The 12183-nt window shown below is 63.8% G+C and carries 13 protein-coding genes; 5 read left to right on the top strand and 8 right to left on the bottom strand.

The window, feature by feature from the left end; all coding sequences use genetic code 11:
* Nucleotides 1–65: 65 nt before the first annotated feature.
* The 5 genes from LPB04_RS13830 (at nt 66) to LPB04_RS13810 (ending at nt 4342) form a co-directional block, all read left to right on the top strand.
* Nucleotides 66–1382: an enoyl ACP reductase FabMG family protein gene (locus LPB04_RS13830; protein ID WP_193685138.1), complete on the top strand. Its 1317-nt coding sequence runs from the start codon at nt 66–68 to the stop codon at nt 1380–1382.
* A 74-nt stretch (nt 1383–1456) separates the two neighbouring features.
* Nucleotides 1457–1657: a DUF3460 family protein gene (locus LPB04_RS13825; protein ID WP_193685137.1), complete on the top strand. Its 201-nt coding sequence runs from the start codon at nt 1457–1459 to the stop codon at nt 1655–1657.
* 12 nt (nt 1658–1669) lie between these two features.
* On the top strand, nt 1670–2545 hold the full coding sequence (locus tag LPB04_RS13820) for a segregation and condensation protein A (protein ID WP_193685136.1): 876 nt from the start codon (nt 1670–1672) through the stop codon (nt 2543–2545).
* Nucleotides 2546–2582: 37 nt separating this feature from the next.
* Nucleotides 2583–3422, top strand: coding sequence for a pantoate--beta-alanine ligase (panC, locus tag LPB04_RS13815; RefSeq protein WP_193685135.1), 840 nt, complete (start codon nt 2583–2585; stop codon nt 3420–3422).
* A gap of 143 nt (nt 3423–3565) precedes the next feature.
* On the top strand, nt 3566–4342 hold the full coding sequence (locus tag LPB04_RS13810; RefSeq protein WP_227496405.1) for a PilZ domain-containing protein: 777 nt from the start codon (nt 3566–3568) through the stop codon (nt 4340–4342).
* A gap of 41 nt (nt 4343–4383) precedes the next feature.
* Here the strand turns inward: LPB04_RS13810 and LPB04_RS13805 are convergent, their stop codons facing one another.
* The 8 genes from LPB04_RS13805 to cheA form a co-directional block, all read right to left on the bottom strand.
* Nucleotides 4384–5589: an EAL and HDOD domain-containing protein gene (locus LPB04_RS13805; protein ID WP_193685134.1), complete on the bottom strand. Its 1206-nt coding sequence runs from the start codon at nt 5587–5589 to the stop codon at nt 4384–4386.
* A gap of 66 nt (nt 5590–5655) precedes the next feature.
* Nucleotides 5656–6303 carry a protein phosphatase CheZ gene (gene cheZ / locus LPB04_RS13800; RefSeq protein WP_193685133.1) on the bottom strand — a complete coding sequence of 216 codons (648 nt, stop codon included), beginning with the start codon at nt 6301–6303 and terminating at the stop codon, nt 5656–5658.
* 2 nt (nt 6304–6305) lie between these two features.
* Nucleotides 6306–6698, bottom strand: coding sequence for a chemotaxis response regulator CheY (cheY, locus tag LPB04_RS13795; protein WP_192052371.1), 393 nt, complete (start codon nt 6696–6698; stop codon nt 6306–6308).
* A gap of 135 nt (nt 6699–6833) precedes the next feature.
* A complete protein-coding gene (locus tag LPB04_RS13790) occupies nt 6834–7895 on the bottom strand; it encodes a protein-glutamate methylesterase/protein-glutamine glutaminase (protein ID WP_193685132.1) in 1062 nt (353 codons plus the stop codon).
* Nucleotides 7896–7924: 29 nt separating this feature from the next.
* Nucleotides 7925–8527, bottom strand: coding sequence for a chemoreceptor glutamine deamidase CheD (gene cheD / locus LPB04_RS13785; RefSeq protein WP_193685131.1), 603 nt, complete (start codon nt 8525–8527; stop codon nt 7925–7927).
* 20 nt (nt 8528–8547) lie between these two features.
* The gene (locus LPB04_RS13780) at nt 8548–9402 is read right to left on the bottom strand and encodes a CheR family methyltransferase (protein ID WP_193685130.1); all 855 of its coding nucleotides are present in this window, start codon (nt 9400–9402) and stop codon (nt 8548–8550) included.
* A 63-nt stretch (nt 9403–9465) separates the two neighbouring features.
* On the bottom strand, nt 9466–9960 hold the full coding sequence (locus LPB04_RS13775; protein WP_193685129.1) for a chemotaxis protein CheW: 495 nt from the start codon (nt 9958–9960) through the stop codon (nt 9466–9468).
* 47 nt (nt 9961–10007) lie between these two features.
* Nucleotides 10008–12149 (bottom strand): chemotaxis protein CheA, encoded by a 2142-nt coding sequence (gene cheA / locus LPB04_RS13770; RefSeq protein WP_193685128.1) that lies wholly within the window; start codon nt 12147–12149, stop codon nt 10008–10010.
* Between the last annotated feature and the right edge of the window lie 34 nt (nt 12150–12183).

The following is a 12183-nucleotide window of genomic DNA, read 5'->3' as shown; positions in this document are numbered from 1 at the left end:
AAGAAACATGCGCCTGGGTGCTGCACATACGCCCCGACAAACTCTTTTGAGAGGTAGCTAATAACATGACCGAACTCACCCCCCTCCGCCACATCCCGACCGCCAACGTGTTCCGCAAAGGCGACGTCTTCGTCCTGTTCGGCGAACTGTTCGGCCGCGGCTATGTGAACGGCCTCATCGACGAGGCGCGCGCCGCCGGCATGACGATCGTCGGCATCACCGTCGGCCGCCGTGACGAGACCGGCGCCCTGCGCGCGCTGACCGCCGAGGAACACGCGGAAGCCGAGGAAAAGCTGGGCGGCCGCATCGTCAACGTGCCGCTGATGGCCGGTTTCGACATGGATGCGCCGGAAGGCGAGCAGAATCCGACCGAATTGCTGTCGGACGTGAAGCTCAAGACCTGGCAGGACGACAAGCTGGACTGGGAAAAGATCGAGCGCTGCCGCGAAGCCGGCGTGCGCCGCTTCACGACGTCCGCCGCCCAGGCGATGGCGGAAATCGACAAGCTGATCCCTGAGGGCGCAAATGTCTTCTTCGCCCACACCATGGCCGGCGGCATTCCGAAGATCAAGGCCTTCCTGGCCATCGCCAACCGCATCTACAAAGGCCGCGGCGACCGTTTCGAATCCTCGCGCGCCCTGCTCGACAGCGACCTGGGCAAGCTGATCCTGATGAACTTCGACGAAGTCACCGCCAACACGCTGAAATACCTGATCGACGCCTCCGCCCCGATCCGCGAGCGCGTGACGAAGGCCGGCGGCGAAGTGCGCTACACGGCCTACGGCTACCATGGCACCGAGATCCTGATCGGCGGCAAATACGTCTGGCAGACCTACACCAACTACACCCAGGGCTACGCCAAGATGCGCCTGGAAAGCATCGCCGAAGCCGCCTGGAAGCAAGGCATCGCCGCGACCGTCTTCAACTGCCCGGAAATCCGCACCAATTCGTCGGACATTTTCGTGGGCGTCGAACTGTCGCTGTTCCCGCTGCTGACCGCGCTGAAGAAGGAAGGCGGCGGAGAATGGGCAGAGAAGCAGTGGGCAATTTGCCAGGAACTTCTGGGCGACGGCATTTCGCTGCAGTCCCTGCTCGACACGATCGAAAAGTACAACAACGACCCGACCAGCGCCCAGTTCCGCAACTTCGAAGCCTGGCCGATGGACAACACCCCAGCCCTGGCCGACGTGATGATCGGCACCTCGGAAGAGATCACCGGCCTGCACAAGGACAAGAAGGCCCTGATCACGGACCACCTGTCCTCGCTGGTGCTGGAAGGCGCCGGTCCGCTGATGTTCCATGGCGCATCGGAAAAGATTGCCCCGGTGCTGTGGCTGAACCACGACATCATTGCACGCCAACTCAACGCGCTGCATCCATAACCCTTGACGCCGGGGCCGCGTGGGCAGAACAATCTGCCTCGCCGTCCCGGCTCTCTTTTTTATCGATCAAAACAATGCCTAAATTCACCGGTTACGTATCCGACCACACCAAGTTCATCGAAGAGTTGAAGTCGAAGACTCCGGGCATGGAAGAGCGCCAGCAGGAAGGCCGCTCCCTGCTGTGGGACAAGCTGCCGATCTCGCTCGACGAAGAAGCGCGCACCAGGGAATCGCGCCTGCGCCAGAACGCCTATCCGTACCAGAACAAGTTCTAAAGACCAACAGGCATGCTGCCGGAGCAGGCCGCGCCGGAAGCGCCGGCCGACCCTATCCTCGACGAAGGCGCCTTGCCGCCTGATGCCGCCGGCCTCGACGATGCCGCCGCGGCCGCGATTGCGCGCCTGTACGGCGAGCCGCTGCTGCGCATGCCGAACGACCTGTACATCCCGCCCGACGCCCTCGAGATCTTCCTCGACGCCTTCGAAGGCCCGCTCGACTTGCTGCTCTACCTGATCCGCAAGCAGAACTTCAACATCCTCGACATCCCGATGGCGCAGGTGACCCTGCAATACCTGGAATATGTCGAGCAGATCCGCAAGAGCAACCTGGAACTGGCTGCCGAGTATCTGCTGATGGCGGCGATGCTGATCGAGATCAAGTCGAGGATGTTGCTCCCCAAGAGACAGGACGACCTGATCGAAGACGCCGGCGACCCGCGCGCCGAACTCGTGCGGCGCCTGCTCGAATACGAACAGATCAAGATCGCCGCCCTGCAACTGGGCGCACTGCCGCAGGAAGGACGCGATTTCCAGCGCCCTTCGCTGACCGTCGAGCAAAGCCTGACGCCGGTCTTACCGCAAGTCGATCCGCACGACCTGCAACGCGCCTGGCTCGACGTTTTGCGACGGGCGAAATTGACCCAGCACCACCGGATCGGGCGCCAGGAATTGTCCGTGCGCGAGCACATGTCGGCGATTTTGCGTACCCTGCAATCGCAGCGCTTCGTCGAATTCGGCGAGCTGTTCGCGGGCCAGGAGACGGTGCCGATCATCGTGGTCCACTTTGTCGCCCTGCTCGAGCTGGCCAAGGAAACCCTGGTCGAAATTACGCAAGCCGAACCGTTCGCGCCCATTTACGTGCGCCTGGCATACTCGCCGGCATGAGCCGAGTGCGAGTCCAACACTTTACGCATCCACACACATGAAAATCATTACCACCATTGACGAACTGCGCGACCAGATGCGCGGCCAGCTGCGCACCGCTTTCGTGCCGACGATGGGCAACCTGCATGAAGGCCACCTCTCGCTGATGCGCCTGGCGCGCAAGCACGGCGACCCGGTGGTCGCTTCCATTTTCGTCAACCGCCTGCAGTTCGGCCCGAACGAAGACTTCGACAAGTACCCGCGCACCTTCCAGGCCGACGTCGAGAAACTGGAAAAGGAAGGCGTCTATGTGCTGTTCGCGCCGACCGAGAAGGATTTGTATCCCGAGCCGCAGGAATACCGCGTACAGCCGCCTGACACCCTCGGCAACACCCTGGAAGGCGAGTTCCGCCCGGGCTTCTTCGGCGGTGTGTGCACGGTCGTCACCAAGCTGTTTTCCTGCGTGCAGCCGCGCGTGGCCGTGTTCGGCAAGAAGGATTACCAGCAGCTGATGATCGTGCGTAACATGGCGCGCCAGTTCGCGATGCCGACCGAAATCATCGGTGCGGAAACCTTCCGTGCGGAAGACGGCCTGGCCCTGTCCTCGCGCAACATGTACCTGTCGCCGGAAGAACGCGCCGAGGCCCCGGCCCTGTACCAGGGCCTGAATTTCGTCGCCAACGAGATCCGCGGCGGCCACCTCGACATCTTCTCGGTCGAGCGCGAAGCGATGGCGCAGCTGTCCGCACGCGGCTGGAAGCCGGACTATATCTCCGTGCGCAAGCGCATCGACCTGCAACCGCCGTCGGCCGGCGACCTGGCCCAGGGCACGCCCCTGGTCGTGCTCGCCGCTGCCAAGCTGGGCACCACGCGCCTGATCGATAATCTCGAAATCTGAGTCCCGCCTGAGGCGGCGGCGCAACGGCGGCGCTGACATTCTGCAAACAAGTATTAACTTTTTGCAACACGCGGCACGACCGTTTATACTGGCACTTGCCCGGCGCTCTGCCGGGCAGATTTTTCGCCGCAAGGAATGCCGCCGTGACCGAAGTTCTGACCGAAAACGCACCCCGTCCGCCCCGCAAGGGTTCGCCCCGTCCCAGCGACGTCCTTGACCGCATCGCTGCGACCGCGTCGCCGCACGAGATGCGCGATCCCTTCGACATCGGGGAAACCTTTACCAGCCTGGCCGAGTCCGGCGAAGCGCTGACGATTTATCCGGGCACCCTGGGCGAGCCGATGCTGGCGCGGATCGAATTCGTGCACCCGGAAGAGCCGCATTTCACGCTCGACATCGCCGGCGGCCTGCCGCTGCCTGCGGGCCGCGCCACCTTCGTCGCGGCACTGGGCGGCAACGCCAAGCTCCAGTTCGAGCTCGAAGGCGACTGGATCCCGACGCCTGGCGCATCGAACCTGGTGCCGGCCGTGTTTCCGGAAATGTGCCTGGTCCTGAACCGGCGCGCCGCGCCGCGTCTGGAGACCCCGGTCAACGGCAGCTATGCCGCGACCTTCACCCTCATGAACAAGCAGTTCGAGCTGCCCTTGTGCGACTATTCCGTCGGCGGCGTCGGCTTGCGCGCCACCCCGGACCAGGCGGCGGAACTGTATCTGGGAAGGAAGCTGAAGAGCGTGCGCCTGCAGCTGGGACCGGCGCTGGCGATCGTGGCCGACCTCGAGATCCGGCTGCTGCGGCCTTTCCGCAGTTTCCTGCTGGGCGAACAGGTGCAGGTCGGGTGCAGCATCAGCAATATCGAGATGCAGATGCAGCAGACGCTGCAGCGGTTGGTGACCTCGAACCGGGGACGCTCGGCGGCGTAGGCGGCTTCGCGCGGCGGCTCGGCATGCCCACGCGTTCGCAGTTACTGCGTCACCGCCTGCGCCCACGCGAGCGCCGACAGGTGCGCCTTGTTCACCTCCAGCGGGCTGATATCGAGCGACCCCGCCAGCGCACCGACCAGGTTCGAGCTCAGCTCGCAGGCTTCCGCCAGCGCCAGGTACGGCCCGTACATGCCTTCGCGCGACATCAGCGCGCGCACCACTTCCGGCGGCAGCGGGATGGTCTCCAGCACTTCCTTCATCGGCAGCCCGAGCAGGCGGTCGAGCAGCGAGAACATGCCGGCGACGAACAAGTTCTCGCCCTCGCCCTTCGGCAGCGCATGCAGGCCCAGCAGTTCGGTGAGGCGGCCGCGCACGACGGCCGTTTCCATCAGCACCGGCGAGTAGCCGCTCGCGCTGGCGCTGGCCAGCAGCAGGGTCAGCCAGCGATACAGGGGCGCGTAGCCCATCAGGCTGATCGCCTGGCGGATCGACTGCACCTCCCGCCCTGCCCCGAAGCCGGCCGAATTGATGTTGCGCAGCAGTTTATAGGTCAGCGCCGGGTCGCGTTTCAGCACGCTTTCCAGCTTGGGGATGTCGTCGTTGTTCTGCACCATCTGCATCAGCTGCAGGATGATGGTCTGGGTGGGATTCAGGCCCTTCACCGGGTTGCCGGGACGCGGGGTCAGGTGCAGCTTGCCGACGAAGGCGTCCAGACCGAGCGCGGCACAGGCGTCGTAGTCGATCCAGTTGGTGACCGGACGGCCGACCATGCGCAGCGCCGCTTGTTTTGCAGCCGCATAGCTGCGCGCCTGGGCGGCGACGTCGATGCCCGAGAAGCGCATCTCGACGTGCGAGGCGTAAGGCGCGAGCGCCGGGGTCAGGTGCTTGACGTCGAGGCCGCGGATCGAGATGCCGACGCCGCCGGCGCGCAATCCCTGCACGGCGGCGCGGGTGCTCGGATCCATCAGGTAGCGCGCCTGCAGGCTCAGCACGGTGCGCTCGGGCGGCAGCGAGAATAACGCGTCGGTGGACAGCATGGCCGGGACGGCGTCGAGGAAGAGCTGCTTGTCGCGCAGCAGCCAGCCGTGCTCATCGTCGTTCACGTGTTCGGCCACGAAAGCGACCAGCTGCTCGAGCTCGGCATCCTGCACTGCCTGGCCGCCCTGCTGCCACAGTAATTCGTAGCCGATGACGCGCTGCGCGGGATCGAGCAGCGGTTCGCGAACAATATAGTTGGTGTGATGCATGAAGTGACCGCGGCCGAACAAAGGCGAACAATGGCGGCCTGGGCCGCCAGCGACGCCGGGTGAAACTTAGAAGCCCAGGCTGTCGAGCAGGTCGTCGACCTGGCCCTGGTTCGCGACCACCTCGACGTTGCCCTCGGGCTTGATCTGCGGGCCATTCAGCAGGCCGTTGTCGAGTTCGCGCCTGATCTCGCTCGGGGCGAAATCGACGAGCACCTGCACCAGCTGCTTCTCCAGGTCCTGGGCGATCGAGGTGATCTTGCCGATCACCTGGCCGGTCAGGTCCTGGAAGTCCTGCGCCAGCATGATGTTCATCAGCTCGGCACGGGTGGCGGTCGCGGCACGTTCGTTCTCGGCCATGACCGCGATGCTGCGCTCGGCCAGCGCGCGCCAGTCCGTTTCGCCGGCACTGCCCTTGTCGAGCAAGGCCTGCCAGGCGCTGCGCAACTCGGCGCTACGGCTTTCCACCGCGTCCTGCAGGGGACCAGCCGCATCGGTAGCGTCGAGCACGCGCTTGGCGGCTTGCTCCGACAGGCGGGCAACATAATCGAGCCGGTCGCGGGCATCCGGGATATCGCTTGCCGCTTTTTCGACCAGCTTGTCCAGGCCGAGGCCGCGCAGGCTGTCGTGCAGCGCGCGCGTCATGTGGCCGACCCGGATCAGGACTTCATCGTTTGCAACACCATCCAATGCAACTCCGGCGATCGGCTCGAGCATGATCAGGCCTTTTCCATTTTCTCGAAGATCTTGTTCAGTTTCTCGTCGAGCGTGGCGGCGGTGAATGGCTTCACCACATAGCCGCTTGCGCCGGCCTGGGCCGCCGCGATGATGTTTTCTTTCTTCGCTTCCGCGGTCACCATCAGCACCGGCAGCTTGGCCAGGGCGGGATCGGCACGGATGTTTTGCAGCATGGTCAGACCGTCCATGTTGGGCATGTTCCAGTCGGACACCACGAAGTCGAATTGTTCGCTGCGCAGCTTGGCCAGCGCCATGACGCCGTCTTCCGCTTCGTCGACGTTGGCGTAGCCCAGTTCCTTCAACAAGTTCCGGACGATGCGGCGCATCGTCGAGAAATCGTCAACCACCAGGAAACGCATCTTTGGATCAGCCATGAATTACTCCGTTGTTTCTTTTACTGAGGTTAGTGTGGCTTGAGTCGCTGCAACAAGCAAGGCTCAAGAATAGCATTTTTGTTGCCGTACGGCGATAAAACCGAGAGGAAAAGCTGCGATTCGGCGCGATCCGGATCAAACGCGCAACGCTCTTCCGCCGTGCGCCGCCAGGTGGCCGAGCACCAGTCCGGGCAAGGCCGTCAGCGGCGCCACTTCGTGGGCGGCGCCGATCGCAATCGCCTCGCGCGGCATGCCGAAGACGACGCACGAGGCTTCGTCCTGGGCGAAATTCTGGGCGCCGGCGTTTTTCATCTCCAGCATACCAGCAGCACCGTCCTTGCCCATGCCCGTCAGGATCACGCCCACCGCATTTTTACCGGCGGCCGATGCAGCCGAGCGGAACAGCACGTCCACCGACGGCCGGTGGCGATTCACCGGATCGGTCTGCTCGATCCTGGTCATGTAGTTGGCGCCCGAGCGCGCGAGAAGCAGGTGCGAATGCCCCGGCGCAATATAGGCGTGGCCGGGCAGCACGCGTTCGTTGCCGGCGGCCTCGCACACGGTGATCTTGCACAGCGAATCGAGACGGCGCGCGAACGAGGTCGTGAACCCTTCCGGCATGTGCTGGGCGATCAGGATGCCGGGGCAGTCCGACGGCATCTGCATCAGGAATTCGCGGATCGCTTCCGTGCCGCCGGTCGAGGCGCCGATGATGATCAGCTTTTCCGACGAGGTCAGCGGGCTGCGCAGCTGCGGCAGCGCCGTGGTGGCAACCGGGCTGGCCACCGTGCGCTTGACGCGGGCGCGCGCCGCGGCGCGGATTTTATCGGTGATCAGTTCGGTGTACTCGCGCATGCCGCTGCCGATCGAGATCTTCGGCTTGGTGACGAAGTCGACCGCGCCGAGTTCCAGCGCGCGCATCGTGATCTCCGAGCCGCGTTCGGTCAGCGAGGACACCATCAGCACCGGCATCGGGCGCAGGCGCATCAGCTTTTCGAGGAAGTCGAGGCCGTCCATCTTCGGCATCTCGACGTCGAGCGTGAGCACGTCCGGATTGTGTTTCTTGATCAGTTCGCGCGCGACGAGCGGATCGGGCGCGGTGGCCACGACTTCCATGTCGGCTTGCGAGTTGACGATCTCGCTCATGACACTGCGGATCAGGGCCGAGTCGTCGACGATGAGGACCTTGGTTTTCATTGTTGTTTCCTTCGCAGGTCGGGGCAAGATCAGAACAGGTCGATTTCGCCGCCGACGGGCTCCACCTTGAGGCGCTTGGCGTAGTCGAGTTCGCGCCTGGCGACCGTATCGTTCTGGGTTTGCATGAGTTTCTTGACCAATACCTTCCCTGTCCTGGGGAAGAAATACACCTTGCGCGGGTGGATGTCGTTCAGGTCTTCGGCCAGCACCGGGATGCGTTCCGTTTTCAGGAACTGCATCACGAAGGCGGCATTGCGTTCGCCCACGTTCATGGCGGTAAAGCCGCGCAGCACGGCGCCGCCGCCGAAGACCTTGGCTTCCAGGTTCTCGCGCCGCGCGCCGGCCTTCAGCAGGTCGTTGATCAGCACTTCCATCGCGAAGGTGCCGTAGCGCATCGAGGCCGAGACCGGGCTGCCGGCATCGCCGCCGCCGTCGGGCAGCATGAAGTGGTTCATGCCGCCCAGGCCCGTGATGCGGTCGCGGATGCAGGCCGAGACGCAGGAACCGAGCACGGTCACGATCAGCATGTTCTTGCCGGTGTAGTAATACTCGCCCGGCAGGATCTTCGCCGCGTCGCAATCGAAGGTGCGGTCGTAATAGACGTTGGTGGCGAACTGGTTATTCGAATGCATGGTGTTTCCGCTGGTCCCGCTCAGGCGCGGCGCTCATTGAGTTCGTAGACAGTCTTGCCGCGCAGACGCAGCGAGTCGGAAACATAGAGAAAATTCTCGGAGTGGCCGGCAAACAGCAGCGCGTGCGGCTTCATCAAAGGCACGAAGCGCGCCAGGATCTTGCGCTGCGTTTCCTTGTCAAAATAGATCATCACGTTGCGGCAGAAGATCGCATCGAACTGCCCGTTCAGGGGCCAGCTGTCGGCCAGCAAGTTCAGGGGGCGGAAGGTGACCAGCTGGCGCAGTTCCGGGCGCACGCGCGCCATGCCTTCGTGCCGCCCTTTGCCTTTCAGGAAAAAGCGCTTCAGGCGTTCCGGCGCCATCTTCTCCACCCGGTCCATGCCGTACACGCCTTCGCTGGCCGTGGCCAGCACATTGGTGTCGATGTCGGTGGCGACGATCTGGACCGGCGGCGTGAGCGTATTGAAGGCTTCGCACAGGGTCATCGCGATCGAATACGGTTCTTCGCCGGTCGAACTGGCCGAGCACCAGATCGTCAGGGGGCCGGATTCGCGCCCGCGCAGCCCGTTGACGTGGTCGGCCAGCAGCGGAAAGTGATGGGCTTCGCGGAAGAACGAGGTCAGGTTGGTCGTCAGCGCGTTGGTGAACGACTCCCACTCTTCGCCCAGGCGCCCCCCTTCCAGGTCGTCGAGGTATTTACCGAAGGAGTGGATGCCGGTCGCGCGCAGGCGCCGCGCCAGGCGGCTGTAGACCATTTCCTGCTTGCTGTCGGCCAGCGAGATGCCGGCGCGGCGGTAGATCAGGGCGCGCACGCGCTCGAAGTCGGCGCGTGTGAAGTCAAATTCCTTGACCGTGTCGGAGGTGTGTAACGGCACTTTGCCTTACCTGTGTGTTCTGCCGGCCGGAGCCGGCGGTTGTTCTGCTCGGTGCCGGGCGTCTTACGCTGCCAGTTTCTGGTCGATCAAGCCCATTTCGCTTGATGACATCAGGCGGTCGATGTCGACCAGGATCAGCATGCGCTCGTCGACCGTGCCCAGGCCGATCAGGTAATCGGTGCTGAAGGCGCTGCCCATGTCCGGGGCCGGCTTGACCTGGTCCGGGGTGAGCGTGGTCACGTCCGAGACGCTGTCGACCACCATGCCCATCACGCGGCCGGCGATGTTCAGGATGATCACGACCGTGAACTGGTCATAGGTCGGGGTGCCGAGATTGAACTTGATGCGCATGTCGACGACGGGGATGATGATGCCGCGCAGGTTGATCACGCCCTTGATGAATTCCGGTGCGTTGGCGATGCGGGTCACGGCTTCGTAGCCGCGGATTTCCTGCACCTTCAGGATGTCGATCCCGTATTCCTCCGAGCCCAGCGTGAACGCCAGGTATTCGTTGCCGGCGCCGTCGTTGCCCTGGGCAGTGATTTGGGTGATGGACATGGTTTTTCCTTAGTGGTTTCAGCTTATTGATTCAATGCATTTTGCAACTATGAGGCCAGCGCCTCGTCGGCCAGCTGGCGCGACGAGCGCACCAGCGCCGCCACGTCGAGGATCAGCGACACGCCGCCGTCGCCGAGGATCGTGGCCCCAGAAATGCCGGCCACCTTGCGGTAGTTCGCTTCCAGGTTCTTGACGACCACGTGCTGCTGGCCGACCAGGTCGTCGATCAGGAGCGCCGCGCGCTTGCCCTCGGACTCCAGGATCACGACGATGCCCTCGCTCGGGTCCTGCACCTTCGAAGCGATGCCGAACACGCCATGCAGTGCGATCAAGGGCAGGTATTCCCCGCGTACCTTCAGCACCCGGCCGCGGCCGGCGATCTCGCGCACGTCTTCGCGGCGCGGCTGCAAGGACTCGACGACGTAACCTAATGGAAGGATATAGATTTCCTCACCGCAACGTATAGTCATCCCGTCCAAAATGGCGAGTGTGAGCGGTAAAGAGATGGAAATCGTGGTGCCGAAACCACGGGCGGAGCGGATATCGACCGAGCCCCCCATCGAAGTGATATTACGTTTGACAACATCCATGCCGACGCCGCGGCCCGAGACGTCGGTGACGACATCGGCCGTACTGAAGCCCGGTGCGAAGATCAGCTGCCAGACCTCGGAATCGCTCATGTTGTCGGACACGGCGAGACCATTCTGCGCCGCCTTGGCCAGGATCCGCTCACGGTTCAGGCCGCCGCCATCGTCGGCGACTTCGATCACGATGTTGCCGCCCTGGTGGCCGGCCGACAGGAACAAGCGCCCTGCTTCCGATTTACCCGCTGCTGCGCGCGCGGCCGGCATTTCGATGCCGTGGTCGATCGAGTTGCGTACCAGGTGGGTCAGCGGGTCGACGATGCGCTCGATCAGGCCCTTGTCCAGTTCGGTCGCGGCGCCATGGGTGATGAAGTCGACCTTCTTGCCGAGTTTACTTGCCAGGTCGCGCACCATGCGCGGGAAGCGCGAGAACACGAAGTCCATCGGCATCATGCGGATCGACATCACGGCTTCCTGCAGCTCGCGGGTGTTGCGCGTCAGCTGGGACACCGAGGACAGCAGGCGCTCGTGCAGCATCGGATCGAGCTTGCTCGAACGCTGCTCGATCATCGCCTGCGTGATGACCAGTTCGCCGATCAGGTTGATCAACTGGTCGACCTTCTCGACCGAGACCCGGATCGAGGACGACTCGGCGCCCTTCTCGTCCTTTTTCGCGGCCTTCTTTTCGATGGCGTCGACGAGGTCCTGCACCTGTGCGGATTTCGCGGGTGCGGCATCGACGCCGGCCAGCGCGCGGATCTGTTCGATCGGCTGGAAGAAGCCGTAGCCGCGCTCGTCGTCGGAGAGTTCGGCCTGCGCGTCCGGCGCATCGTCTGCCGGGTCGAAGAAGCCGTAGCCCTGCTCCTCCTCGATGCGGGCGCGTTCCGCCGCCTCGATCGCGCGTTGCTCGGGCGTCAGTGGCGGCGCTTCGAAAATCTTCAGGTCTTCAGGATCGAGCACGAAGGAGCAGATGGCGACGATGTCGTCCAGGCTCTCGTGGGTGGTGATGACCAGCGCGCTGCGCCCGCCGTCGAGCGGCGTGACGGACACGCGGCCCATCAGTCCCAGTTCGTCGACCAGGGCGTTCACGTCGCGCTGTTCGACGCTCGGCAGCTCGATCTTGTAGCGGTGCGCGCCCTCTCCGGTCTGCGCTTTCGGTTCGGAGAGCAGGAAGGATGGCGCCAGGGACGAAGCGAGTGCGGACGCCGCCGGCACCAGGCCTTCGGACAGGTCGTGCAGCACCATGCGCACGTTGGCGACATTGTCCTGGTCGACGTAGGCGCCGTTGCGGTGGCCGTCGAGCTGGTTCTTGAGCGTGTCCTTGGCGGCCAGGAAGGCGTCCACGTGCTGGCTCGTCAAGGCCATCTCGCCCTTGCGGATGCGGTCGAGCAGCGACTCCAGCACGTGGGTCACCTCGCTCATGTCGGTGATGCCGAAGGTCGAGGCGCCGCCCTTGACGGAGTGCGCGGTACGGAAAATCGCGTTCAGGTCCTCGGCGTCGGGGGCGGCCACGTCGACGCCCAGCAGCAGCCGTTCCATTTCGGCGAGCAGCTCTTCGGCTTCGTCGAAAAAGACCTGGTAAAACTGGCTGATGTCGATCGTCATGGTGAAATCCTGCAGGAACCCGGGTTACGGCGCA

The sequence above is a fragment of the Massilia litorea genome (genome assembly GCF_015101885.1).
GTDB classification, from domain to species: Bacteria; Pseudomonadota; Gammaproteobacteria; order Burkholderiales; family Burkholderiaceae_D; genus Telluria; species Telluria litorea.
This window is presented reverse-complemented; position numbering and strand designations above follow the sequence as displayed.